The sequence below is a fragment of the Ruegeria sp. AL3 genome (assembly GCF_056536065.1).
Genome location: NZ_JBQFJG010000003.1, coordinates 55,866 through 79,670, shown reverse-complemented (window position 1 = coordinate 79,670; position 23,805 = coordinate 55,866). Strand labels below are relative to the sequence as shown.

The following is a 23,805-nucleotide window of genomic DNA, read 5'->3' as shown; positions in this document are numbered from 1 at the left end:
TTACCTGTTGGCGCTTTTGCTCGTTCTGACTATTGCAGCCCCTTATGTTTTTGCTTCGATATGCGGCTTTGTGCTGGGCTCATTTGTCAATTACTGCGGGCATAATATCTTCAGCTATGAGCATACCGACAAAGGCACAATCTCGCTCCAAGGATATGGCAAATACCTGATGGCGGTTCTGTCATCTTTGCTGGCCCGCCTCGCTGTAGCGGCGGCTCTGGGATATGTGACAACCTTGCCGTTTTGGGTCATCCTTCTGATTGCGATCGGGGCATCTTTTGTTACCAGCTATGTGATTTCGACACTCTGGGTGTTTCGCAAACCGGATTAGGCATCGATGTAAAGCTCGTACCACATCATGTAGTTCAAAAGACCCCAGAGCGGGCGGCCATTGTCTCGTTTCCCGCTCACATGGTCGTTGATCAGTGTCTGCACCGCCTGAACCCGAAACAGGCCTGTGCGCCGAATATTCTCGGGCCCGAGATAGCGCATCAGATCTTTCAGCTCGATCTTGAGCCAGCGGGAATAGGGCATTTCAAGCCCGACCTTCTTTTGTTGAGAATGCTGTCGGGCAGATCGTTTTCCATTGCCCGCCGCATGAGATGTTTCTTGCGCCGGTTCTTCATTTTCAGATGTGAGGGGACTGTGGCCATGAACCCGGTCAGCTCCGGGTCGGTAAAGGGCACCCGGGCCTCAAGAGAATGCGCCATGGTCATCCGGTCATTCTTGATCATCAGATCGTCGGGCAGGAAAATGGTTGAATCGATATACATCAGACGTGACAGTGTCTCTTCCGCACCGCAATGTGCGTAGGCCGCCTGAAAATGACGCACCGAAGGCTGCAAGGACCCGGTGTCTGCAACCCCATCAGCGTAAAGGTCCAGTTTTTCAGCTTCGCCTGTGACAATCCGCCACCACAGATGTGCTTCTTCCGGTGGCAGATCCAGCCCGCCTAAAAACGCTTGGCCTTGAATTCAAAGCTGAGTTTCTTGTCCGACACAGGCAGGCAGTTCACCAAAGGCTTCATCACGCCGTTCCGAATGAAACTGGGTATCTTCCGGGCTTGTTTATACATGTTGTAGGCTGCGTGTGTATCATAGCCGGCGAACGCCTCGTCGCCGCCTTCGCCCGACAGAACGACAACCACTTCGTCCTTGGCCAGTTCACTGATGAAATATGTTGGTATTGCAGATCCGTCCCCATATGGTTCGTCGGTGAAGGTCAGGTATTTCGGTAACATATCACGCACCATATCGGCGGTGACGGTCACCTCACGATGCTTGGTGCTGAACTTCTCGGCCACAATTCGGGCATAGGGCAGCTCATTGAAACTTTGATCTTCGAAGCCGACAGAATAGGTGTGGATCGGTTCATCCACATGTTTGTGCATGAGTGCGACCAGCGTACTGGAATCCAGCCCCCCGACAGGAACACGCCAATCGGCACATCCGCAACTAGGCGCCGCTGCAAAGCCTTATCCATCAGGTCATAAGACCTTTGAATCGCCTCTTCTTCGGTTACGGGATCAACGTGGAAGTTCAGATCCCAATACCGCTGCGTCGTCACTGTGCCGTCGCAGGTGACAGTCATGTGATGCCCCGGCGGTATTTCAGAAATACCTTCAAAGGCTGTCTGGGTTCCCGGAATGTAGTTGAAGGTCAGGAAATCATGCAGGGCCTGCATCGAAGGTTTCCGCACAACCCGGTCATCGGCGATGATCGCCTTGATCTCAGAGCCAAAGCGAAAATGGTCATTATCTTTCTGGTAGAAGAAGGGTTTGATCCCATAGCGGTCACGCGCCAAGTGCAATGACTTACTGCGCGTGTCCCAGATCGCAAATGCAAACATCCCGTTGAGTTCCGGGATCATGTCGAGGCCAATTTCCTCGTAAAGATGGATCAGAACCTCGGTATCCGTGCGGGACTTGAAGACATGGCCGCGCTCTTCAAGGCGGTATTTCTCTTTCAGTTCCTGAAAGTTGTAGATTTCGCCATTGAAGACAATCACTACAGTGCCGTCCTCGTTTGTCATTGGCTGATGACCTGCATAAGACAGGTCAATCACCGAAAGACGCCGAAAACCCAGCGCAACGTCCTCGTCCAGCCAGACGCCATCATCATTTGGTCCGCGATGGGCCAATGTTGCTGCCATTGCCGTGATCAGCTCTTTTCGGGGCGATCAGCCGCCGGGTCGACCTGCAGGATCCGCATATTCCGCACATATCAATCGTTATCCTTTACAGTACTTGTACTCTTTCCTGTGGCTTGGGCCTTGGTCGGATCTACGAGGTTGACCACCACGTCTCCCCGCCCAGAGAACCCCGGAACCGCGCAACGGTAGCGTATTCCTTTTGATCCTCTCCAGTATTCCCGGATATGTGGTCCGGGCGTGCACCGGCATCGTATAGACCAACAGGTTCTGCCTGACTGTGAGGCCAGGCGATCCAGATCATCGGTCGTTTCGATGACATCCCACCCCTTGTCATAGTATGCATTGAACGGAAATCCTGCGATCCCGACAGCAAGAACCGTGTCCCCGGGTTGCAGGTCGCTTTCAATCAGATTGATGGCACCATTGAAATCCTGTTTTGGCAGATACACGTGCAGGAGGGATAAAAGAGATACCGCCACAATGCCTGCGCATATCAGTCTGGGCAGCCATTTCGTGGTTGCGGCGGGCAACCGTGCCAGGTGCGCAGTCAACTGGCCGGCAACAAAGGCACCGCGGATCACGATAAGTATCGCAAATCCGAAGGTGAAAAAGAAAAACCTTGGGAACAGGGTATACCCGATACTGGTCATTGCTATGAAACCGACTCCAACCGGGATCAGAAACAACGCCACAACAACCGGTCGCGTTCGGGCAAAGCTGATGACACCAATCGCAAAGACAAGGCCGGCGGCTATCACAACACCCGCACTGGCCAACCCGATTTGCAGACTGCTGAACAGTTCTGCCAATGCCCAAAAGGGTTGGTCCACTCGTTGTCTTCGCCCTTCAGTCCGGAATTCAATAGCGCCCCGCCGACCATACTGGGCAAGACCAGAGCATAGACCTGAAACGTAAACAGACCCACCGGGATGAAGCCACAAAACAACCCGTTCCAGCGATAGCGTATTGTATTGCTTGTTTTGCTGGACCCAGGCTGTGCTCCAGATTGCAAAATGCGCAAGCACCATCAGCCCCATAGTAGGGTGCGCATACGCCCCCAGGACGACGGCAATACAGCCCCCATTTGCGGCCCGGCGCATGGCGTCCAGAAACCAGGTGCTGGAAAGCAGGGCAAAGAACAGTAATGCGGTGTAACCACGTGCATTCTGGCTGAACCAGATGTGGTGATAGGAAAACGCCAATAGTGCCGCCGCAAACAGAGCCTCACGAGTCGGCCGACGCGTCGGGCAAAAAGTAAATAGCGGCAATGCCGGCAATGCCAAAACCGACCGCAGGCAATCTCGGGCCCAGACACTGTCACCGAAGACCGACAAAGACAGGCGCGCCAGCACCGAGAACAGGACATGGTTGTTGGCATCGTGATAGGTGCTGACGATCTGCCCGATTGGGGGCATGTAATTTACAGATGTCAGAATCTCATCATACCAAATGCCGGTATCAAGCTGATAAAGACGCAAAGCGGTAGCGCACACCAACAGAAGGCCAAAGATCAGTGTCTGGACTGAACTGGCAGGAGAAATCTCAGGGTACTGTGGGGACAGTGGGCGGCCAATCGGCAGAAGCCGCAATAACAGAAGATACACCCCTATGATGATGAGCCCGGCCTTGAACAGCCAGATTCCTTGGGCAAAGGCCGGATCTGTCGCCGTATCGGTGCCGCGCAGCACCCGGGTGAACAGGCTGTTCGGCAAAAGCAGCCCTAATACAACACCCGCTATTCCCGCCAAAGTGCCAAAAGAAAACCTGCCCATCTAACTAAGTACTCAATACCATAGACATCTATATTCCAAGCGCCCTGCGAAGCTTTGTAGAACCGGTTTCAATACGACAAAGATTTCGTCTCCTGTCATTCATATCAATTTTTAGATCGGCAGGAACTTATTCTGAAGATGATCGTAGTTTAACGAAACAATTTCCAAGGATGTGTAATTATGTTTCATGTTGGTGTAAATCTACCTCGGTAAAGAGGTGGAAAGAGAATTGAGCCTGAGTAGATTGTTTTATGGCATCCTGGGATGCCAGAGGTTGGATTGTTTGATGGCGACATTTGAAAAAGGGTCTGTTTTCCCCGGCAAGCGTGATTATCGGACTGGTGCTGTCTTGGTCGGGCTTATGGTTGCGGTTTTGCTGACGCTGATATTGCGCCTTTGGGGGGTCGAGCTACGCAGTATGTCCCATCCGGAAATCTATGTTCCTGGCATCGACTGGTTGCCGGTATTTCCGAACCACCACCGCGCCATAACCTTGCCGAGACCATATGGTGGCATTTCCATGATGAGCCGCACCCGATGGGCTGGTATGTATCCATGCTGGGCTGGACCAAAGCCTTTGGGACATCCCATTTTCTGCGGTCCCCAGTGTATTGTTCGCTGTCGGCTCGATCCCACTGGTTTTCCTGATCGCCCGCAGCATATTCGGATCGACCGTGGGGTGTCTGGCCGCGTTGTTGCTGTCTCTTCATGGTTTTCATGTGTTCTGGAGCCAGATGGCTCGCATGTACGTCGCTGGGGCCTTCCTGTCGTTGCTGGCGACTTGGCTTCTTCTGTGTCTTGTCAGAACACGCGAGCCGCGCCCGGGTCTTGAGATTGCTTATGTTGCCTCGGTTATCGCAGGGGTTCTGACGGTTGAGCTATTCTGGCCCCTTATCATGATCCACGCGTTCTGGGCTGCTCTGGTTTTGCCCCGACTAAAAGTGGATGGTCTACGGTTTCATCAACGTATCGGTCTGCGGCAAGCCCCACGGTTGCTGCAGGTGCAAGCGTTTGCCTTTATCCTGTCTGCCCCTGCCCTGACACATGCGGTTTATCGTGCGCGTAAAGGAGCGGCCCCTGATCCTTCTTTTGACTTTCTGGTCGAGTATTTCTCTTTGGGTTCCTGTTTGCGAAAGACGATTTTGCAGTCCCACTACTGCAAATCGAGCCGATCTGGACCTGGCTGGTTCTGGGCTTCGCCCTGTTGCTCCTGGCGGCCAGCCTGAAAGCTCCAAACGCGAAGCGCCAGTGATGCGCGCCCAGCAGAAGATCCCGGTATGGGTTTTGGTGTCGGCGGCGGTCTGCCTGGCCTGTTTCATGTTTTGGCTGGGTTCGATTGCCCATCGCAGAAACGAAGCGCTGATGGCGATGTCTGTTTTACCCTTTCTGGCGCTGCTCATCCCCGTTCTGGGCAATATATGGGGAGACGTTGTACCTAGACTGCCTTCGACCACGCTGCAATATCCTCAGGAGCGGACACTGCTTTTATGGCTGATCGCAGTTGTCTCTCCGCTGATCCTATTTGCAGCGTCCTACAAAGTTTCTATCCTCGCCCCCAGAGCTTTTCTTCTTTCGTGCCGTTTCTGCTGATCCTGTGCGCGGCGGGTGCAGTGTGGCTGTCCCAGCGCCACCGTGTCAGGGTGGCTTTGATCTGCCTGTGCATGGTGGTGTTTGCCGCCAGTATACCTTACGCCGCTGGTAAGCCGGGCTCTCCCAATGACTACCAGGGTATTGCAGAGGCCGTACGGCCGGAAATGAAAGACGGTGATCTCGTTTTCTTGCGGGACCGCAATTGGGTTGATACGCCGCTATTCTATTACATTAATGATGCGAATTTCGTCGTCTCCGAATACGATACATCTTTGCGCACCAACCCCACATCCCGCGCCTGGCTGATCACGTGGCCCCACGAAGGAGACCTTGTCATCACCGATGCACGGCGTGAAGCCCTACAGAATTATGAGCGTACTTTGAAAATTGAACGTTTGCGGGCCAGCGCCGAGCTTTTCGAGCCCGACACCGGGCATTGATTACCCGGGCGGTCCTCCGGCGACCCCTTATCGGGAGGGCGTGTCTGGTTGACAAATGCCAGTCTGCGGGTTGGTCGACTTGCCCACAGGCGGGTCAATGTGTCTGATCATCCAGGCCAAGGCTGCTTTCGACAATGTAAAGCGGGCGTTTCTGAGCCTCCGCATAAAGTCGCCCAAGATATTCCCCGATGATGCCCAGCACGACAAGTTGGAGACCGCCGATCAGCAACACTGCAACCATCAGCGAGGCATAGCCAGGTACATCTACACCGTAAATAAGAGTGCGTGAGATCAGGAAAACACCATAGATGATCGCGGCCAATGCTGTCAGCATTCCAACATAGCCTGCAATCCTGAGAGGTACGGTGCTGAACCCGGTAATACCGTCCAGCGCAAAGTTCCAAAGGCGCCAGTAGTTGAACTTGGTCTGCCCGCCGCACGCTCGGGGCGGTCATACGCCACTTCCGTGTGCCGAAACCCGACCCAGGCAAAAAGGCCCTTCATAAAGCGGTTGTGCTCGCGCAGCTGAACGACAGCCTGAACCACGCGCCGGTCCATAAGGCGGAAATCGCCGGTATTGGCGGGTATCGGCACGCCTGAGAGCCGGTTGATGACCTGATAGAACTTCAGCGCTGTCCAGCGTTTCATCGCGGTATCGCTGTCGCGGTGGCGCCGGACGGCATAGACGACATCGAACCCTTCGCGCCACTTTTCAAGAAATGTCTCGATCAGCTCGGGCGGATCCTGCAAATCCGCGTCTATCGGAACAACGGCTTCACCCGCAGCTGCATCCAGCCCCGCCGTCAATGCGATTTCCTTGCCGAAATTACGTGAAAAGTTCAGCACCTTGATACGATCATCGCGCTCATGCGCAGCAGCCATCCTGGCGGTCGCGTCTGTGCTGCCGTCGTTCACGCAGATGATCTCGTAGCTTTCCCCAAGCTGATCGAGGAATTGCCCCAAGCGTGCGAACAGGGCCGGCAGAACCTCTTCTTCATTGAACATGGGCACGATGATGCTGAGCGTCGGGACGCTTTCGTCCGGGGCTTTCCCCGAGACAGGAATGTGGGGGTGCTCATGTTTAAATTTACCATAACGCGTAGCCTTTCCCGTGCGTCCGGGGATAAGTGACCATGGTTTTGCCTTGGGCTCAAAAGTTCTGTGTGCGTGCGTATTTTTTGAATTTCAGTGTCTTTTCACAGTCACTAAGCACCTCACGCCGTGCATTTGGTGATGACAAAGTTTTTAGTTTGGCGTTATTTGGCCAGTCAGGCGCATGCCTTATTCTAGGTTGCCGGATGGATTCTCTATCGCGCCGAGCGTCAGCTTTTCGGACCGGTGACTGCACCATCCCCGCCAACCATCGACACGTCGATCACATCGGGCACCTCACCATTCCAGCCTGCGGTATAGAAACACCCGCCATGTATGGTGTGGCCACGGCTCTGAACGTCGTAAAAGCGCTGCGGATGGTTGGCGTCGCGTGTGTATTACGTCAATTCTGTCCCCCGAACGGGGGCGCACAAATTTCCGAGAACCGCAGAACCGCTGTTTGTGTGACGCAGACACGGCCGATTTCGGGCCTGTCACCGTCGGCGCACATGAGGCTGCCGGAAAAGCCGGGGCTTTGCGACAGGCAGACATAGGCGGCACCTTGATACAAATAGACGGAATTCTCGGCCGGGAAGGCCTCGCAGGCCAGCGCTCCTTCATACAGCCCGCCCTCGGCGTACCAGTCCGGTCGTACATGTCCTTGAAGATGCCGGGACGAGAATTCCCGGCGTGAAATACGGTCCAACCAATCATGTCCCCCCAAGCCAGATCGGGGTAATCTGTATGGCCGACGATGCGGAATGGCGCCCCGTCATACCCTTCCAGTTCCGCGACCCGCGCCATGATTTTTCGGCAAGCGCCTCATCACGGTCTCCCATTTCGGACTGATCGCTCCAGACGAAAGGCGCCATGAAGGCGTATGTGAGCGCAACGATCAGGGGCAGGCCCAGAATGATGGGCGCCGTGAACCCTCTTGCCCGTATTTCGGCATCAACAGCCAGATAGAACACCGCAGCCAGCAAGCCGACATATGCGACGGCCCGAGACGGCAGCCATGGTCCGTCATAGGCGAACCAGATCAGAAGAGGTAACAGGAGAATCCCGATCATGCCCACCAGGATACGCAGGGCGTTCATCCAGTTGCGCGGAGGGCGCGCAAGGACATAAATGCTCAACCCGACGCTCAGCAAAACCCCTATTCCGATATAGGCTGAGTTCAGAGTCTTGACCGCAAAGGGTATTCTCTGAAGCGATCCCCGCCAGATCTGGCCAAGCAATCTCAAGCTGTTTTCAAGCTTGTCCTGCAACTCGTGCGCCGAGGCCGGGCGACACGGTTGGTTGTGGGGACATGGTCATGCAGTTGGGCAGCCAGATGGGCCTGCGCAACATAGGCCAGAAGGCCAAGACATGACCCAATTGCCGACAGCAGGATGAATGTGCCCACATCTGTGGTCTTGTATCGGTCGGTTCGGATCATCGAGACAAACAGGATCACGGCACCGAACGGGACAAAAGGTTGATAGAGTGCTGCACAAAGCGAGATGCATTGCGCACCGATCAAAAGCCAGATCACCCGAGCGCCAAACGCATGAAGGATGCCGCGTTCAAAACATTTGAAACCGGCAACGGAAAGCAGCAACGCCAGCGGGAAAGCAAACACGTGGCTCGAAAAGGTAAGGGCGTTGATCATATAGATGTGATGAACGCCAAGCGTGAAAATCAGGAAGGTCGCGAAGGGCCGGGTGTCACGATCGCCGGACTGCCGCGCCAGAACCCATGACAGCAGAAGAAAGGCGCCTGCCGCCAGACCAGTCTGCAAAACGGGCAGAAAACGTTCCGGAGAACATGAACATACAGCACCTCCATCGCCCAGCGACCTTCCTCGGTCGTCCAGTTGAGAGGGAGCCCGCCTTCGGGCGCGCCATGGACCTGACGCCAGTCATCCGGGTTTCTGCCATCCCTGATCAGGTCCGGTGCGGTTGTGAGTGCATAAATGAGCAGGCTGGCGGAAATCGCGTATGGCCAGCGAAATTTGACTGGTAGTGCAATGCTCATGTTATGCGCTTTCTGCAGATACGTGGCGCATGAGTGCCGATCACCCGCTCAGAAATACTCTTTCAACTTGCGGGCGCGCTTCATGTCGGACGGTAGGGACACCGCCGCCCGAACCAGTCTCGCTACCGCGCGCATGCCCGGAATCGTTTTGAGTGCGGACAGCTTCTTGGATGTGTTCAGCAGGTTTTCATAGATCTGATTGTCAGCATGCCTGAAATCCTTGGCATGTAAATCTTCACCATTGTTCTCGGTCGGCGCAGACACAACCGAGGTCGCTTTGCGGTTAACTTCAAACACGACAAAGGATTCAAAAAACTGATCCCCAGGCTCGTTTTTCCGCAGCATTTGGTGCCAGTTTCCAGAAACGGTGGTTGATACGATCAACCATGTTCATGGCATATTTGACGAAGGATCGGTTCCGAAGCCCGAACCCCTCCATGTAGGATGTATGCGTGTCCTCCACGACCAGCATGCCCCCATCGCGGATATGCGGCAGCAGGCATTCAGTTGTGATGATCTGTTGTTCATACGTATGGCCGCCATCGTCCAGGAGGATGTCGATTTCACCGACCTCTTTGCAATTTTCTCCAGAAAGGCCGGATCGCTCTGGCTGCCGATGAAAATTTCAAACCCATCCTGTTCCCAACGTTTTGCGCCGGGGTTCAGTTCAACACCGATGATGCGGGCTTGCGGCCCGAAAAACTCGCGCCACATGAACAAAGACCCGCCACTGAGAACCCCGATTTCGACGAAGGTAATTGGCTTGCCGATGTAGGGAGAGAAAAGCTTGTCATACACATCGAAGTAGGTCGAATGCTTGCTGCTTTTGTACGGGCTGTTCAGGTAAGCTTGATAGCTTGCTGCGGTCACCGGCATTTTCTCAGGTTTCATTTCGTGGTCCTGTAATTGAATAAAGTTCACTCGTAAGCAAGGTCATGGCCCGTCTGTCTGTCATATATGATGCCGATGCAGGATCATGTGTCGAGACAAATACTCCTTCACTCTAAAACACAAAACTACCGCAATCTCATTTCGGAACGGACCCGATTGGACAGCCCCGTCCTGAAGGCCTGTTTCAATATGGGGGCGTAAAGCTCCTGGTGGGGTCAAACTCTTTTCGCATGTGTCGTAGTGAATGGCACTGCCCGCAATTAGCCTTAAGTCAACAGGGATGCTTCATAAAGGGCGTATGCGCACAGTTTTGCATGTTCCGTAGCGCGCCAGTTCGGAAAAGGCGCGGGCGGGCCCCAAATCTGAGACCCGCCCGTGCTTTGATTGACAATTTCTCTAACCTGAGGCGGTTGTTGCCATCAGGCAAACAAATCCGCGTATGGATTCGGCGACGAGTCAATGAATTCCACATCATCGTCGACCCCGAGGCTTTCCACGCTGTCGCCAACGTACCAGTCCCGTTCTCTGCCGCCCGCGAAATCGAAATCGGTTTCGGTTTCATCCAGGACAACAGCGCCGTCCACCAGCACCTGAAGGCGGTCAGTATTCTGATCGACCATCAGAGTCACCTGATGTGCCTCTCCGTCGTTCAGATCAAGATCCTTGATCTTATAGCCATCACGGAAATCGCCATCGTTGTTGTCGACTTTCGCGACCAGATGACCCTTTTGGTCAGCTTCAGACCGAAGTTCGAGTGGTTCCAGACAAGCCGCTCGGCGCCGGTATCGTCTTCGCCTCGGGTCATCTCGAACGATAGAGAAACTTCCTCGGCTTCTGCGTAACCAGGCACTTTTCCGATGTTCCCCGGCTGTCCTGATTGCTTATGTCGATCATCAACTCGCCCTGAGGTTCGGCAATGTTGATGGGGTTTTCGATGTCGGCCTCTGTTTCAGGCTGATTGCCTCCGGCCTCGGGTTGGTTTTCCCCGGTTTCGGGCTGGCTGCCTCCGGTTTCGGGTTGGTTTTCCCGGTTTCGGGCTGGCTGCTTCCGGTTTCGGGTTGGTTTTCCCGGTATCAGGCTGGCTGCCCCGGTATCAGCAGGTGGTGGGTTCGTTCCGATATTGGGTTGGCTTGTTCCGGTATTGGGCTGAGACGGCGTGCCGGTCCCGGTATACCCGTTGTTTTTGAGCCAATCAAAATATGAACCCGAAATGCTGTTTGCGAGGTCAGAACCTGCACTGACCAAAGCCGCCGGGCTTCCCGGTTTGACGATGTATTGATTGTAGCCGTCCGTCTGCGCCGTGGCCTGATAGGTAAAGTGCTGGTCGTATTCGGTGGGCTTGATCAGGACGTTGTCAGAAACAGTCCAGCCCGCCTGACCATTATGCCCCAGAATCTGCGATGTGATGTTTTGGGTGATCGTGACGTTCTGTGAATCTGACGAAACGTTAATGACTGGCACTTCGACACTGCCTGTCAGAGTCTTATCATCTACATGCAGAACAGTGTTTTTCGATCGTCAATCCATCCACGCCATAAAGAGAAATGCCGTGGAGGTGACCATTGTAAATTACATTGCCTTCTATCAGTAAGTTTTTGTGCTGGACATTCGGATCGCTGGTGTCTTTGCCGTCGCCGCCAGCCCAAATGGTTTGGGTGAAATCCTGGCCCATATCGAAGACATTGTCGCGAATGATGATGTTGTCGCTGCCGCTACCATTGGCGCGCTGGATCTGAATCATGTCGCGATGGTCGCCGGAACCGGCCAGACCACCGAAATCGTGAATATAGTTCTGCTCGACCTTGATATTATCTACGTTGTCGAAGACTAGGCCATCTGATCGGATCGAATGAATATCGTTGCCAGTGACATCAATGCCGTTGGTATTCACGGTGATGACGGCCTTCCACCAGTTTTTTAGCTCGGTGTTGTTAATGTCAATGTTACTGGAACCGTTGATGAGCAAACCGGTGCCGGTGCCAGTACCGCTGGAAATATCGCCGTCGAAGACCGAGTTGGTGAAGGTCACATTCGAGCTGTTATAAACGCTAAAAACGCTTAGATGCTCTGGATCACCAGAACTGGCGGTGTAGTCAAACAAGATGGTATCAAACGTGATATTTGATGCCTGGCTGAGGCCGACCGCCGAAAAGCTTGCCGGCACATTCGGATCAGCGGATTTAATCGTTACGTTGGCTGAAAACTGTGTACTGTTCAGGCTGAGCTTGCCGTAGTCGCCGGCTGCAAGCAGTATCGTTTCCCCACCTGTCGCCTGTGACAAGGCCTGGTTCAGCTCTGCCGCAGAGGTTACCGTGATTGTCGTCGACATATTTCACCTTCTGTTTCATAGGCGCTGTGAGTGGCAGCGCACGAGTTCCCGCACACCCAGGACGAATGGAACAGCCGCGTGAGGGCGGCAGAGTGGCCTAAATATGGCTATGTTTGGAAATTGTTGCCTGTATCGGGACAATGCTGCCCCTTTGCCTTCATTTCCGAGTGAACTCGATACTCGATACTGGGAATTGTTCCATTTCCCTTGGCGGTTGCTGTCTGTCTGGCTAATTGATTCCCGTTAAGCAACAATGAACACATAATCGCCATTGTTCCGGCGTGTCCTTGCGTATCGATGGCAGGTGTCGGCAATGAATTGCCCGATGCCCTTACGGAAACCTTCAGTTTTAATTAACACTGCCAGGAAGGCGCCACTCTGAGACTAAAGAGTGTAGCGGAAATGTCAGGTAACCCCGGGTGCACCGCAATAGACAGTATGTAGTGGTTCATCTAAGCTTTCGAACGGTCACAGATCAGAAAGGTGCACCATGCCCAGATCTCGTATTCTTGCGCTGGCAGGTATGGTCCTGCTTCTGTTAAGCCCTGCGCTGCATGCGCAGACATACTGCGACATACAGCTCTTCAAACCCAGATTTACAGCCGACGCTAAAGGTCAGATCATATCGGACGCAACCGCACTGTCAGCAGCATTGCAGAATGCCCGAGGAGGAGAGACTTACCTGCTTACACGGCAACTATGGCACTCTAAAGCTGGGCAAGGCATTTTCATCACCTGTGGTGATTAGATCGGTAGACCCCCGAAAGCCTGCTTGCTTTAATCGTATGGAGATCGAAGGGACCAGCAACCTTCATCTGGACGGCATCTACTTTGACTACAATTTCAAGCCCGGTGAGCGGAACACATTGCTTACTTTGCTATTCAGAACAGCAGTAAGGTTAAAATTTCAAACTCAGTTTTTGGAGGGGATCAGGCTAGAGGCACGGGAACACTTGCTGATGGTGATGGTACCGGGCTTGGTCTGCTGATTCTATACACAACGGATGTTGATATCGAGAATACAGAGTTCAGGAATTGGTGGAAAGGGCTTATGGCAATCAATTCAAATGATATCAGTGTTATCGACAGTCATGTTCACTCGATTCGTTCTGATGGTTTGGTTTTCGATAATGTCGGCAACATTTGGGTCGAGCGGAACTATATTCATGATTTCGATAGTAAAGCGGGCTCACAAGATCATCGCGACATGATCCAGATTCAACGCGCGAATAATAGCGGAAGCGCCAATATTACTATCCGAGATAATGTTTTTGATATGGGCGCTGGTGGCTTTACCCAGACGATCTGGGCCGGTGGCGACGGTCAGGATCTAGGTAACGGCCAAATGCGACATCGGAATGTGCTGATCGAGAACAACATAATATACAATGGTCATATCCACGGCATCTCGGTCCATGGTTCGGACAATATATCTGTTCGGAAAAATACATTAATCCATGTACCAGGGCATTCAGTTCCAACCATCAACATTTCACCGGATTCAACATCCGTAGTGATCGAACAAAATGCGACGGCACCGATTATAGGGTATGAAGGGCAGCGCAATTGGGTAGTGCTCAATAACGCAATCATTCAGGATCAAAGCCCGTCGAAAGGCGGCTATTATGATAGCGAGTTCATCTATTATGCGGTTGGTCGCCAGAACGGATACAATGAATACGGGTGCGCCCCGGAGGGGTGGTCGATCAGCTGCAAGCTGGGTCGACATTGGTGAAATATATCCCTCACGCAGGTAAGATATGGCAGCGGAAGTGTTTACATCCGGCTTGGCGTTGGCAGGCCATGAGGTCAAATCGGTGCATAGGCGAACATCTGGATGTATGCGGCTCAGCCAGCGCAATCACAAGAGAGCGAAGATTTAGATGACTACGCTTCTAACAGCAAAAGCCAAAGCCGAGGTGACAAATCCGCTTGTGCTGGGGATTTTGATATTTTCCTTTGCAATGCCATTCTTCTTTTTCTGGGCGGGTTGAAGCTCAATGGGTACCGAACGGTTTTGCTCATCTTCATGTTCCCGGCTGTTTTGGGCTGGCTTAGTGGCCGGGCAGGAAAAATCAGGGGATCGATTTTCTGGTCATCGGCTTTACGTTTTGGGCGGCGCTTTCGCTTGCCGTGAACCATGGTCTCGGGACGCTGTGGGAATTTATCGGAATGTTCATGATCGAAACTCTTGCCCCATATTTTATAGCCCGGACATATATACGTAACCTTGGAGCATTTAGGTATTTCGTGAAATGCTTCTTTATTCTTATGCTAATCCTTCTGCCATTTGCCGCATTTGAGGCCAGTACGGGCAAAGCACCGCTGCTGGATATTTTTGGCAAGGCCCTGAATGTGTATCCTTGGCAGGGGTGGAAATTTCCGCCGCGGTTGGGCTTGATGCGGGCTCAGACAACAATGCCACACCCGATCCTGTTCGGGGTATTTTGTGCGCCGGCTTTTGCGCTGACTTGGTATGTTCTTGGGTGGGGAAAATCACTCTATTCCAAGGCCGGCCTTACATCCATTGTCGCGGGTGCCGTTTTCTTTTCTCTGTCATCGGGTGCTTTTCTGAATGTCATAATTCAGATGATGCTTATGGCTTGGAATTGGTTTTTCAATTCCTCAGGAGTAAGTGGAAAGTTTTGATTATCGGATTTGGTGTGCTGTATTTTTTGGGTGAAATATCATCCAACCGGAACATGTTCCAGATCTTTGCCACTCATTTCACGTTATCTGCCGATACAGCATGGATGAGAATTCACATCTTCAATTTTGCCTCGGACGATGTTCTGAGAAATCCAATTTTGGGATTGGTTTGAACGACTGGACTCGCCCAGCTTGGATGTGGACAATCGGTAGTATCGATAATTTCTGGCTTGTGATCGCCTTGCGGCACGGAATTCCGTGGTTATTCCTGCTGGTTGGTGCCGTGGCTGTTCTGTTTCTCCGGGTCGGGACTAGGCAACTAAGTGGGGCGGCGGCGGATGCCCGTCTGGGATATCTGATCTCACTGTTCGGCCTGCTCATGTCAGCCGTTACGGTGCATTTGTGGGATGCCACATTCTGCTTTCTGATGTTCCTGCTGGGTGCGGGGTCTGGTTTTGGATGCGGATGATAGGTCCGGTCAGGATGGGGACCAGGCCAGGCCGAGGAAGGAGGGCGGAAGATGCGGTATACCCGGTTTCCCAAGGCCCTGCCCGGAGAACTGTCTACCGGGCGTGTCGCACGCGCCCGCTAACCTGTGGTCGTCCAGCGCCGACGGGTCATGCCCAATGCGCGCCGAAAGCGGCGCGCGAGCGGCATGTGACCCGACAAGATCGCCTTCAAATCCTGATCGCTCATATCCTCGCGCAGCGATGTGCGGGGGCGTATAAATGCGTTTTTGCGCCAGATGCCTCCGTCGCTTGACCAAGCCGTAGTGTAGCCCGCATCGCGCAGCGCACGTAACACCCGTGTATCGTAGCGGCCAAAGGGAATGCCCGCTTCGACCACCGGGCAGCCGCATATCATTTCCAACTGCGCGCGGGATTCGCTGAGTTCTCGGATCAGAGCAGCGTCATCCAGTGTCGGCCAGGCAAGATGGTCAATTCCATGGCTGCCGATTGTCATATCCGCATTCTGCAAGCGACGCAGATGGTCTGCATCCAGTGATCCGGCTTGTCCGATCCGTCCGGTCAGAACAAAAACCGGGCCCGCAGGCCTCGGGTAACAAGTGCTGGCAGGGCGATGTCATGATCAGAAAGATTGCTGTCATCGAAGGTGATGGTGAACCGGCTCGGATTGGGGGCCGCAGCGATCCGGTCCAGAACCCGCTCAAACTTGCCAACGGACAGCCAGTAGGGGGCCTCGCCCGGTTCCAGAGAGCGTTTTGGTGTTCCGATGCCGTGAAAGTTGATACCGATGGGCTTTGTCATGAGCGCAGCTTCTTCAGGCGGGCGTGAATGGTTTCGGCGATGCTGATCAGGGCAGAGCTTGCGCCGGCAGGGCGGAACTCGTACGGGCCCGCTGCGCGCAGCTCTGTGCCGCCCGTGCGCAGCTTGTAACGTGTGACGGAAGGGTTGGCTTCAGGATCTATCCCGCCCAGGTCGAAATACTTCAGGCCCGGTCGCGACAGCGCAGCATGGAATGCCACATCAGATAATGCCCGGCATTCAGGCGCCGCCCGGTGTCCAGAGTGGCCCCGAACAGATAGACGGCATTGGACCCAGCCCGTCCCAGCGTCATCGCGGCAATGTCGGCCCCGTCCTTGCGGGCAAACAGAACCTCATGGGCAAAATCAGCCCCTCAAGGCCATAATAGAATTCTGGCGGGATATCCGGCCGAAAGCCTTTGGCTGCCTGAACCTCGGTATACATCGGATGAAACCGGTCGGCTGCCTGTGCAATCGGCACGATATCCAGATCAAGGCCGGCTTTCAGCGCATTGCGCAGGGGTTGCGCCATTTTCCGTGCAGGGCACGCATCAGTGTATCTTCGTCCTGGTACAATCCACGACCACGGTTCGATAGGTCGGGGATCGATCGGTGGGCAAAACGCTTCGCTACGGGCCAGCTGATCCAACAATGCAACATCATGCCGGGTGTGGCCGGAAACCGCAGGCGCAGGATATGCCCGCTCTCCTGAGCATACGTACGCAGTGCGGACAGCACGGCACGCAGTGTTGCAGCGTCGGGATCAGGCCGATCGACATGCAGCACCAGCGGTCCGGCGGCAAGCCATGCAATGCCACGCCGCAGGCCAGGAACATGTTTGATGCGCAGACATGCGGCGGCAACAGGCTGCCCGTCCGGGGTGGTGAGCATCAGGAACTGTACGTCTGCCCCGATCCGGCGGGCCGCCGCGCGGGCATAGGTCAGGCTGTGTTCAAGGGTCAGGTCGCGGAACGACGCGCTGAGGGCGGGCCACTTTTCTTCAGGCAGAACCCGTGCAGAGAACTGATATGCGATCATATCCGCCTCATATTCTTGTTTTGATCCAGCTGGACCACAGCGATTTGTTTTTCAACGGGATCACGGCCCTCAGCCGGGGTGCAACCCGCCCGAACCAGAGCCTGTAATAGACCAGGTGCAACACACGCGCCCAACCAAGGCAGAGCTTCAGCAAGACAGGGGATATTCCTGATCGCCGTGAGACGATCAGGCGATGAGTGGGCACCGATTCACCGCCATAGACCAGCTTGTAACCATATGCGCCAATCCCGGCTTCGATCCGCGTCACGCCAGCGGCGATCAGCTGTTCGATCATCTGAACCAAGCCGATTTTCCCAAGGCTGAGGCGTTCCAGTTCCGGATCGGTCGATCTGGCGGGCAATCGCCAATGGCAGGTCTGTCCCGCGACCAGACAGAATTGGGTGGCAAGGGGCCGTTTCGACCATGTTGTTCGACGAACCAGGTTTCCTGCCCCTGCTGGGTGGCGTCTGCCAGATCGCAGTAGAAGGCGGCGCTGCCAGGCCAATCCGCGAAATGGCCTCCTTTTCCAACCTCCTGCCATTGCCGGTTGTGGAAGGAGACGAAATCCCTGAACTGATGCGCATCAGGATGGACCATCCGCGTTGTCAGGCCGTGGTCATTCTGTAGATGTTTCAGATCCCGTCGATACTGACTCCGCCGTTTCTTGGACAGGTTGGCAAGATAGCCCTCAAACGTATCGGGCAGTTCAAAAACCGTATGGGTGCCAGCCGGCGTGTCGGTCAGCGCCAGCCCCGGTGCCACCCCATTGCGGATGGCTGCCAGCATGGTGCCGCGTTCCGAGGCGGGGGTGAAACTGACCAGATGCGCCCGGCCATCGCCGAGAAGGCCGTTCAGGGCCTCGGCGCAGCTGTTCTTTAGCGCGGTTTCCGTGGCGGCCAGTTGGAAAATCACCGTGTTGGGATCGGTTGCGGCCAATTTGGCGATACGGACCCTCACAGGCCCCAGCCAAACTGGATAGATCATGAACGGCAGCAAGGCGACCAGCTGCCCCTGAGCGTCATATGCCACAAGGGTCCGGAGCGTTTTACCGCGCCCAAAATGAGCCCACCAAGTCAGGACCCAGACCGGAGTGGCATAGATATCCGCGCCGGTCTGTCGGGCCAGTGCGGCCCACGCATCGGTCATGCGTTCAAGGCCGGTGACCCCATCAACCCATTTGAATGTCAGCCGGACGTCTGTGTCGGTCACTCTGTCGGCTCCTGGCTGGTCAGGTGATAGCGCAGCGAGGCCCGGGCCAGACGCCGCCGCGCGGCAGCTTCTTCCCGCTGATTTGCGACCGACATGACAAAGCGCAATACGGATGATCCCACAAACACCATCCGGCCGCGGAACAGGCCCCAAAGGCCATAATGTTTGCGCAGATAGATCATCTTGCTTTTCTGCATCTGTACGTACATCCGCGAGCGGATCTGGGCGGTGCTTTGCCGCCTCCCTCAAGGTGCAGGATGCGCGCTTCGGGGTGAACACGCATTTCCAGCCTGCATCGCGGATGCGACGGCACCAGTCGGCCTCTTCCGAGTAGACGAAGAATGCCTCGTCCAGAAGACCCACGGCCTCGAAGACGCGACGGGGCACCAGCATGAACATGCCCGAGACGACGTCGACCTCGCGTTGCGAACGCCGATCCCAGTCTCCGTACTCGGCGCGGGCCAGAAGCGGATTGCGCCGAGACAGGCGGTGCAGCCCAAACTCGATCAGCGCCAGGTTTCCCGGACCCGGGTCGGCAAAACAGGTGCGCTGAATGGTGGTTTCATCTTCCAGGACCTGACATCCAGCGCAGCCGACATCCGGGTGCTGATCCAGCCAGTCCAGCATGGTATCGATCGCACCATCCAGAATGATGGTATCGGGATTGAGCAACAGCAGATTGTCACCCCGTGCGATTTCCAGACCCTGATTGTTGGCGGCGGCAAATCCCCGGTTCGTGTCATTGGCGATCAAGCGAACATCAGGGAATTCGTCACGGACAAGATCGACGGATCCGTCGCTTGATGCATTATCGACGACGATGACCTCATGCGGCTTCCGGGTCTGCCGGGAAATCGATATCAGGCAGTCCCGAAGAATGTCCCGGGTATTCCAGTTCACGATGACAATGGAAACAGCGCATTCGCTCTGCGTGCCGTGTGACGGTGAAGTCATGAAACCCTGTTCTCGTTACTCACTTACATTTTCAAATTGTTTAGCCATTGTTCTGATATATGAATACACTCAACGTCATTAAGCGACGGCTGTTGTTAAATAGTAGCTGTGAAATTCAGAGCGAATAAACCGGTATATTGAGGTATTAGTTTGGCTGTGCAGGAACTTGAAGGGCAAGATAGTGTTGCGATTGAATGCACTGAAACCCTGACCGCAGACCGGAATGCCGAATGGATGACGTTTCTGAATGCGGCCCGGCATCAGCATCCGCGGCAATCTCCGTTGTTTACGAATTCGGAACAAAGATTGAAACGCAAGGTGATTTATGCCTCGGCGCGCCGGATGGGGCGCTTGTGGGTGTCGCTCTGATCTCACTTGAACCGCACCCGTATCTGCCCGGCGCCTGGGCCCGGGCCCGCTGCCTGAGCGGCCCGGTTTGCGACGATGCCGCCGACATGGTGACGTTTCTGGATGGCCTGTGCCGACAGCCGGGGTTTTCAAGGGTCGGCAGCCTGACTGTCACCCCGTTCTGGACCGAAGAAGAGGCCGACACACTGGATGCCGCGCTGTCTTGTGCAGGTTGGCGCGTGGCTGAAGAAGATCAGTTTCGTGAAACCGGATGGGTCGACATATCGGTCACGAGCGAAGAGATCATGGCGGCGTTTTCCAAAAGCGCCCGTCGCGAGGTCAGGCGCGCCGAACGGCAGGGCGTGACGTTCCGAAGCGCGCGAACCCCGGAAGAGTTCCGCATTTTTCTCGAGAGCATGAACCGGTTGCGCGTCTCGCGCAGGCTGCCCGAGCTGAGCCTTCCCGCATATGAGGCGATGTTTGAAGATGTATTGCGGCCCGATGAGATTGGCACCGTGATCATGGCCTGGCAGCAAGAGGCCTTTCTTGCCGGGCTTTTGGTGTATCGCAGCAGGGACATTGTGCACGGCCGGCATTTCACCACCGAGCCGGATCATCTGCGGGCGGCGGGCAATCTGCGTATCGCCCCGGCCTTGTGGTTGGAGGCCATGAGATGGGCCAAGGGCAAAGGCTGTAGCACCTTGGATGTCGAGGGCTATCACGTACCGGTTTCGGGCGAGAAGAAATTCAACATTCACAAGTACAAGTCAGAGTTCAATCCGCGTGTCGTGAAGCGGATTTCAGCACGTGAAAAGATTGTGAACAGGCATGTCTATCTGACGGGGAACATCCGCAGCCTGATCCGAGGGCAACTGAAAAAGGTCAAACAGGCCGTTACTGGCTAGGCTCAATATTCGGAAATGGGGTTTGTGCCTTTTGGACATTGTTATGAGAACTGTCTGACACGCCGTCGGACCTGGCAGGGTTACTGAATTGTGGAGCGGGGATGAGAAACGGCACAGGTAAAAGCGAGCTTTATTGCGGCGACCCTTCGATGCGGCTGTCCATTTGTTCCGCCGCGATCCTGCGGGCGGGTATACGGCGCTGTTCAGGGACCGTTCCGTTTTCTGGAGTTTCAATACGCGTGTAGCGATCCGGGCGGCTTGTGATCTTCTCGACCTGAAACCTGGGATGAGGTTCTGGCGCCCGCCTACAATTGCGGATCAGAGATTGATCCTCTGATTGATGCCGGGCTGTCTGTCCGGTTGTACCCGGTCGCTGAAAACCTGCTTGCCGATCCCGCGCGGATTGAACCGCTTATCACCAGGCAGACGCGGGCCATCTACGTGACGCATTATTTTGGAGTGATTCAGCCCGCTCTGGCAGAACTGCGCGCATTGTGTGATCGGCACGGGCTGCGTCTGATCGAGGATTGCGCGCTGAGCCTTCTGAGCGGCGCTTCTCCGGCTGAAGGGCGTATCGGGGACGTGTCGGTCTTCTGCTTTCACAAGTTCGTCCCCGTTCTGGAAGGAGGAGCGCTTGTTGTTAATGCAGCGGATTTAGCGCTTGCACACCCGTTTTCGCAATCTCCTCCACGTAAAAAGTCGCAAAGAAGCTGGCGCGCGCCGGCTTGACAAATGTCTTGGGTCAACAGCGCATAAAAGGGCTGAAGCAGGCATTGCGTGGACCGGATCAGGTTGACGCAGTGGTCAACTCTGATGAAGATCAACTCGAAGATATTCCCCACATTACTATTTCGATCCGAGCCTTCGGAATGCCCGAATGAGTGTTTTTGCGTCACGAGCGCTGCGTGCATTTTCCGTTTCAGAAGCCATTTCAGCCAGAAGAGCGCATTGGGAACGTTATCGGGATCTGCTGGATGGTATGTCAGGAATACGCATGCTGCTACCAGAGCTCGCGCCCGAGACCTGTCCGCTCAACATGCCGATCCTGGTCGCGGACAGGAACAGGACCGTACAACAGTTGCAAAGTTTGGGGATCGGGGCGACGCCTTGGTGGGCAGGCTTCAACAGCAATCTGGACTGGACAGGTCAGGGTCAAGCGATGGCGATTAAGAACACTGTTGTGGCATTGCCGTTGCACCAGTCTCTCTCAGATGCGCATGTTGATTACGTCGTTTTTGCGCTGAAAGAGGCGCTTGCGACCTGAGCTACAGGAAAAACGCCTCGAAACAGGTGACGCCTTAATTTGCCGGAATAAACCTAGATTTAACTTTCGCAACCATGTCCAGTGCTAGACTCTCAAAGCCTTTTGGTTTCCCGGCAAGGCGCCAGAGCAGCAAATGCGTGCCGACATATACAAAAACCCCGACCAATACTTTGATCGAAAACCGGATGCGCAGTAATGGCAGGTCTTCCGCTGTCTCGTAAGCCCATCCTACCGCGTCACCACTGCCGTAGGCGCTGCTGACGAACAAAACGGCAAGCAACATGGCAAAGGTCGAAACAAAGTGCGCCAGGCCATCAAGATCGGTGCCAGAAACCCACCGGTCCCGAAATCCTTGGCCATGCTTAGTGCCAGACCGATTGCAAACAGGCTGGCGGCTCCGGATCCCAGGATCGCGCCGGTGAAGCCATAATTTGATCCCAGCACCGTCAGCGCTGTTGTCGCGATCAGCAGGATCATGTTGCGCACGAACAGGCGTTTTGTAGAGCCTTCGACATAGCTTGCAGACCGAACATTGGCCTGCAATGTCTCGATCGCTTTCAAAGGGGCAAGCACCCAGATGACCTGTGCGGCGGCCAACCACTGGTAACCGGCCACGACAACGATCAAATGATTGGCAACCAAAGCCATGCCGACACTGGCAGGAACGATGATCCCAAAAGGATGGCGTTGACCTGTTCGAAGGCTTCCCGGCTGGACCCTCGGCCCTCGAGGTATTTGCAAGGCTTGGATAGACCACCCGTTCCAACGGGCCGATGATCTGGCTGGTGAACAGGATCACAAGGCGATAGCCAACCCTAAAAATCCCCGCATCGGCCAGACCCAGCATACTTCCGATGACAATCTGGGGCATGTTGTTGATCAGAAACTGGGTGATCTGGGCCCCCAGTGACCATGATGACACATCAATGCAGTCATGCCAGCATCGGAGCGTTAACCTAGGCCGCATCGGGGCAACGGAAAAGCTCCAGATGACCCGGATGACCTGAGTGATGACGCTGGCGACCACGATGGCCCAGTAATCACGCCAGATCCATGTGAGGCTGATGGCCATCAATGTATATGCAATTCGGCTGGTCGTTTCTTCCCCTGCGATGAAACCGAACCGGAGATCTCTTTCCAAAAGTGGGAAGCGTGTGCTCTTGATGGAACTTGCGATAGCGATGAAGCAGAGCGCGGGGATAAGCGATGTCAGTTCCGCAAGCCCAAAAATGTCATCAGAGGGCGCTGGCCCAGATCAGAGTGCCGAAAAGACGCCCAACAGCACCTGCATCGTGAACACGGTGTTCAGGTGATCGTCGGTGATCTCGGGCTGGCGGATCAGGATCATGGAAACGGCCCGCTGGACGATTTCCAGAAACGCGGCCGCGATTATGAAATAGGCAATGATCCCGAAATCCGTCGGCGTCAGAAGACGGGCCGTCACCACCAATGTCAAAACGCCCAGAAACTGGCTGAAAACACCCGACGCAAACAATGTTGCGGCCCCTGGTAAGGGTCGCGCTGTGATCGGGTGTGCCCGGGGCGATAGTCGCGCCTGGTTCAACTGGAGGCTTCAAAAGGTTTGCCTTTCCATACTCGGAACAAAAACTTATCAACGTGCCAATGTTTCTAATCTGGCTACCCTCAACGTCGCTTCAAAAAACCCGCACTTGCTGTTCTAGGAATTTAGTCGGCTGGCTGCTAGTCAAACCTGTAAGTATATTTTTGTGTTGAAATCGCATGTTTTTCCAGTTTCAGAGAGGTACACCATGTTTCAATCAGTACCGACGCGGCGAGTCGGCGCAGAATATCACATAGAAAAATGAAGTTTCGCCTCAGTGTCTCAGATTGGATTCTGACTGCGCAAGGGTAACAAGTAGAAGAGCCCGGAGT

At 54.7% G+C, this 23,805-nt stretch carries 33 protein-coding genes and 3 pseudogenes; 11 read left to right on the top strand and 25 right to left on the bottom strand.

The genetic code is table 11. The features are described from left to right. On the top strand, positions 1 to 331 hold a 331-nt coding region (locus ACR3E6_RS21405), incomplete at its 5' end, for a GtrA family protein (protein ID WP_480489388.1). Here ACR3E6_RS21405 and ACR3E6_RS21400 read toward each other — a convergent pair. The 4 genes and pseudogenes from ACR3E6_RS21400 to ACR3E6_RS21385 all read right to left on the bottom strand — a co-directional run bounded on the left by ACR3E6_RS21400 (position 328) and on the right by ACR3E6_RS21385 (position 3,923). Next, a pseudogene (locus tag ACR3E6_RS21400) lies at positions 328 to 833 on the bottom strand (asparagine synthase-related protein). The gene ACR3E6_RS21405 and the pseudogene ACR3E6_RS21400 sit on opposite strands and share 4 nt — an antisense overlap. A gap of 119 nt (positions 834 to 952) precedes the next feature. Continuing rightward, entirely contained in the window at positions 953 to 1,378 is a 426-nt protein-coding gene (locus ACR3E6_RS21395; RefSeq protein ID WP_480489386.1) for an asparagine synthase-related protein, read from the bottom strand. Further along, positions 1,267 to 2,160: an asparagine synthase (glutamine-hydrolyzing) gene (gene asnB / locus ACR3E6_RS21390; RefSeq protein ID WP_480489404.1), complete on the bottom strand. Its 894-nt coding sequence runs from the start codon at positions 2,158 to 2,160 to the stop codon at positions 1,267 to 1,269. The genes ACR3E6_RS21395 and asnB overlap by 112 nt, the downstream gene beginning before the upstream one ends. Positions 2,161 to 2,222: 62 nt before the next feature. Continuing rightward, positions 2,223 to 3,923, bottom strand: coding sequence for a hypothetical protein (locus ACR3E6_RS21385; RefSeq protein ID WP_480489384.1), 1,701 nt, complete (start codon positions 3,921 to 3,923; stop codon positions 2,223 to 2,225). Positions 3,924 to 4,967: 1,044 nt separating this feature from the next. On the opposite strand from ACR3E6_RS21385, the gene ACR3E6_RS21380 reads away from it, so the two are divergent. Both ACR3E6_RS21380 and ACR3E6_RS21375 read left to right on the top strand, forming a co-directional pair. Continuing rightward, positions 4,968 to 5,513, top strand: coding sequence for a hypothetical protein (locus tag ACR3E6_RS21380; RefSeq protein WP_480489382.1), 546 nt, complete (start codon positions 4,968 to 4,970; stop codon positions 5,511 to 5,513). After that, positions 5,498 to 5,953, top strand: a complete 456-nt coding sequence (locus tag ACR3E6_RS21375; RefSeq protein WP_480489380.1) for a hypothetical protein — start codon at positions 5,498 to 5,500, stop codon at positions 5,951 to 5,953. Before ACR3E6_RS21380 ends, ACR3E6_RS21375 begins: the two co-directional genes overlap by 16 nt. A gap of 94 nt (positions 5,954 to 6,047) precedes the next feature. Here the strand turns inward: ACR3E6_RS21375 and ACR3E6_RS21370 are convergent, their stop codons facing one another. The 11 genes from ACR3E6_RS21370 to ACR3E6_RS21320 all read right to left on the bottom strand — a co-directional run bounded on the left by ACR3E6_RS21370 (position 6,048) and on the right by ACR3E6_RS21320 (position 12,281). Beyond that, positions 6,048 to 6,287, bottom strand: a complete 240-nt coding sequence (locus tag ACR3E6_RS21370; RefSeq protein WP_480489378.1) for a hypothetical protein — start codon at positions 6,285 to 6,287, stop codon at positions 6,048 to 6,050. Continuing rightward, positions 6,281 to 6,958, bottom strand: coding sequence for a glycosyltransferase family 2 protein (locus ACR3E6_RS21365; protein ID WP_480489376.1), 678 nt, complete (start codon positions 6,956 to 6,958; stop codon positions 6,281 to 6,283). The genes ACR3E6_RS21370 and ACR3E6_RS21365 overlap by 7 nt, the downstream gene beginning before the upstream one ends. A 490-nt stretch (positions 6,959 to 7,448) precedes the next feature. Further along, a complete protein-coding gene (locus tag ACR3E6_RS21360; protein WP_480489374.1) occupies positions 7,449 to 7,751 on the bottom strand; it encodes a hypothetical protein in 303 nt (100 codons plus the stop codon). 4 nt (positions 7,752 to 7,755) lie between these two features. Beyond that, positions 7,756 to 8,313, bottom strand: coding sequence for a hypothetical protein (locus ACR3E6_RS21355; protein ID WP_480489372.1), 558 nt, complete (start codon positions 8,311 to 8,313; stop codon positions 7,756 to 7,758). Then, complete coding sequence (locus tag ACR3E6_RS21350) at positions 8,286 to 8,825, bottom strand: hypothetical protein (protein ID WP_480489371.1); 540 nt, start codon at positions 8,823 to 8,825, stop codon at positions 8,286 to 8,288. Before ACR3E6_RS21350 ends, ACR3E6_RS21355 begins: the two co-directional genes overlap by 28 nt. Positions 8,826 to 9,109: 284 nt before the next feature. Continuing rightward, positions 9,110 to 9,406, bottom strand: a complete 297-nt coding sequence (locus ACR3E6_RS21345) for a hypothetical protein (protein WP_480489369.1) — start codon at positions 9,404 to 9,406, stop codon at positions 9,110 to 9,112. Beyond that, the gene (locus tag ACR3E6_RS21340; RefSeq protein WP_480489402.1) at positions 9,369 to 9,578 is read right to left on the bottom strand and encodes a hypothetical protein; all 210 of its coding nucleotides are present in this window, start codon (positions 9,576 to 9,578) and stop codon (positions 9,369 to 9,371) included. Before ACR3E6_RS21340 ends, ACR3E6_RS21345 begins: the two co-directional genes overlap by 38 nt. Positions 9,579 to 10,371: 793 nt before the next feature. Further along, positions 10,372 to 10,572, bottom strand: a complete 201-nt coding sequence (locus tag ACR3E6_RS21335; protein ID WP_480489367.1) for a hypothetical protein — start codon at positions 10,570 to 10,572, stop codon at positions 10,372 to 10,374. A 29-nt stretch (positions 10,573 to 10,601) separates the two neighbouring features. Then, positions 10,602 to 10,757: a hypothetical protein gene (locus tag ACR3E6_RS21330; protein WP_480489365.1), complete on the bottom strand. Its 156-nt coding sequence runs from the start codon at positions 10,755 to 10,757 to the stop codon at positions 10,602 to 10,604. Next, a complete protein-coding gene (locus ACR3E6_RS21325) occupies positions 10,754 to 11,413 on the bottom strand; it encodes a hypothetical protein (protein WP_480489363.1) in 660 nt (219 codons plus the stop codon). Before ACR3E6_RS21325 ends, ACR3E6_RS21330 begins: the two co-directional genes overlap by 4 nt. Positions 11,414 to 11,438: 25 nt before the next feature. Beyond that, positions 11,439 to 12,281, bottom strand: coding sequence for a right-handed parallel beta-helix repeat-containing protein (locus tag ACR3E6_RS21320; RefSeq protein WP_480489361.1), 843 nt, complete (start codon positions 12,279 to 12,281; stop codon positions 11,439 to 11,441). Between the two features lie 865 nt (positions 12,282 to 13,146). Here ACR3E6_RS21320 and ACR3E6_RS21315 point away from each other — a divergent pair. The 4 genes from ACR3E6_RS21315 to ACR3E6_RS21300 all read left to right on the top strand — a co-directional run bounded on the left by ACR3E6_RS21315 (position 13,147) and on the right by ACR3E6_RS21300 (position 15,399). Next, positions 13,147 to 14,016, top strand: a complete 870-nt coding sequence (locus tag ACR3E6_RS21315; RefSeq protein WP_480489400.1) for a right-handed parallel beta-helix repeat-containing protein — start codon at positions 13,147 to 13,149, stop codon at positions 14,014 to 14,016. Positions 14,017 to 14,118: 102 nt separating this feature from the next. After that, on the top strand, positions 14,119 to 14,418 hold the full coding sequence (locus ACR3E6_RS21310; RefSeq protein ID WP_480489359.1) for a hypothetical protein: 300 nt from the start codon (positions 14,119 to 14,121) through the stop codon (positions 14,416 to 14,418). Between the two features lie 41 nt (positions 14,419 to 14,459). Continuing rightward, positions 14,460 to 14,930, top strand: a complete 471-nt coding sequence (locus ACR3E6_RS21305) for a hypothetical protein (RefSeq protein ID WP_480489357.1) — start codon at positions 14,460 to 14,462, stop codon at positions 14,928 to 14,930. A gap of 169 nt (positions 14,931 to 15,099) precedes the next feature. Beyond that, positions 15,100 to 15,399: a hypothetical protein gene (locus tag ACR3E6_RS21300; RefSeq protein WP_480489355.1), complete on the top strand. Its 300-nt coding sequence runs from the start codon at positions 15,100 to 15,102 to the stop codon at positions 15,397 to 15,399. A gap of 119 nt (positions 15,400 to 15,518) precedes the next feature. Here ACR3E6_RS21300 and ACR3E6_RS21295 read toward each other — a convergent pair whose 3' ends face one another. From ACR3E6_RS21295 to ACR3E6_RS21260, 8 genes and pseudogenes are all read right to left on the bottom strand, one after another. Further along, positions 15,519 to 15,917 (bottom strand): polysaccharide deacetylase family protein, encoded by a 399-nt coding sequence (locus ACR3E6_RS21295; protein WP_480489398.1) that lies wholly within the window; start codon positions 15,915 to 15,917, stop codon positions 15,519 to 15,521. Between the two features lie 41 nt (positions 15,918 to 15,958). Then, positions 15,959 to 16,198 (bottom strand): hypothetical protein, encoded by a 240-nt coding sequence (locus ACR3E6_RS21290; protein ID WP_480489353.1) that lies wholly within the window; start codon positions 16,196 to 16,198, stop codon positions 15,959 to 15,961. Further along, positions 16,195 to 16,416, bottom strand: a complete 222-nt coding sequence (locus ACR3E6_RS21285) for a hypothetical protein (RefSeq protein WP_480489351.1) — start codon at positions 16,414 to 16,416, stop codon at positions 16,195 to 16,197. Before ACR3E6_RS21285 ends, ACR3E6_RS21290 begins: the two co-directional genes overlap by 4 nt. Next, positions 16,380 to 16,508, bottom strand: a complete 129-nt coding sequence (locus tag ACR3E6_RS21280) for a hypothetical protein (RefSeq protein ID WP_480489349.1) — start codon at positions 16,506 to 16,508, stop codon at positions 16,380 to 16,382. Before ACR3E6_RS21280 ends, ACR3E6_RS21285 begins: the two co-directional genes overlap by 37 nt. Continuing rightward, entirely contained in the window at positions 16,505 to 16,726 is a 222-nt protein-coding gene (locus ACR3E6_RS21275; protein ID WP_480489347.1) for a hypothetical protein, read from the bottom strand. Before ACR3E6_RS21275 ends, ACR3E6_RS21280 begins: the two co-directional genes overlap by 4 nt. Next, on the bottom strand, positions 16,699 to 17,232 hold the full coding sequence (locus tag ACR3E6_RS21270) for a hypothetical protein (protein WP_480489345.1): 534 nt from the start codon (positions 17,230 to 17,232) through the stop codon (positions 16,699 to 16,701). The genes ACR3E6_RS21275 and ACR3E6_RS21270 overlap by 28 nt, the downstream gene beginning before the upstream one ends. Before the next feature lie 7 nt (positions 17,233 to 17,239). Then, positions 17,240 to 17,773 (bottom strand): GNAT family N-acetyltransferase, encoded by a 534-nt coding sequence (locus ACR3E6_RS21265; RefSeq protein ID WP_480489343.1) that lies wholly within the window; start codon positions 17,771 to 17,773, stop codon positions 17,240 to 17,242. Positions 17,774 to 17,781: 8 nt separating this feature from the next. Beyond that, positions 17,782 to 19,395: pseudogene (locus ACR3E6_RS21260) on the bottom strand (glycosyltransferase); the annotation flags it as partial. Positions 19,396 to 19,625: 230 nt separating this feature from the next. On the opposite strand from ACR3E6_RS21260, the gene ACR3E6_RS21255 reads away from it, so the two are divergent. From ACR3E6_RS21255 to ACR3E6_RS21240, 4 genes are all read left to right on the top strand, one after another. Beyond that, complete coding sequence (locus ACR3E6_RS21255) at positions 19,626 to 20,648, top strand: GNAT family N-acetyltransferase (RefSeq protein WP_480489341.1); 1,023 nt, start codon at positions 19,626 to 19,628, stop codon at positions 20,646 to 20,648. A gap of 294 nt (positions 20,649 to 20,942) precedes the next feature. Next, positions 20,943 to 21,377: a DegT/DnrJ/EryC1/StrS family aminotransferase gene (locus ACR3E6_RS21250; RefSeq protein ID WP_480489396.1), complete on the top strand. Its 435-nt coding sequence runs from the start codon at positions 20,943 to 20,945 to the stop codon at positions 21,375 to 21,377. Then, positions 21,374 to 21,529: a hypothetical protein gene (locus ACR3E6_RS21245; RefSeq protein ID WP_480489339.1), complete on the top strand. Its 156-nt coding sequence runs from the start codon at positions 21,374 to 21,376 to the stop codon at positions 21,527 to 21,529. The genes ACR3E6_RS21250 and ACR3E6_RS21245 overlap by 4 nt, the downstream gene beginning before the upstream one ends. Beyond that, the gene (locus ACR3E6_RS21240) at positions 21,526 to 21,912 is read left to right on the top strand and encodes a DegT/DnrJ/EryC1/StrS family aminotransferase (RefSeq protein WP_480489337.1); all 387 of its coding nucleotides are present in this window, start codon (positions 21,526 to 21,528) and stop codon (positions 21,910 to 21,912) included. The genes ACR3E6_RS21245 and ACR3E6_RS21240 overlap by 4 nt, the downstream gene beginning before the upstream one ends. A 228-nt stretch (positions 21,913 to 22,140) precedes the next feature. Here ACR3E6_RS21240 and ACR3E6_RS21235 read toward each other — a convergent pair whose 3' ends face one another. Beyond that, positions 22,141 to 22,560 (bottom strand): hypothetical protein, encoded by a 420-nt coding sequence (locus ACR3E6_RS21235; protein ID WP_480489414.1) that lies wholly within the window; start codon positions 22,558 to 22,560, stop codon positions 22,141 to 22,143. 88 nt (positions 22,561 to 22,648) lie between these two features. Then, positions 22,649 to 23,356: pseudogene (locus ACR3E6_RS21230) on the bottom strand (oligosaccharide flippase family protein); the annotation flags it as partial. Positions 23,357 to 23,805: the final 449 nt, after the last annotated feature.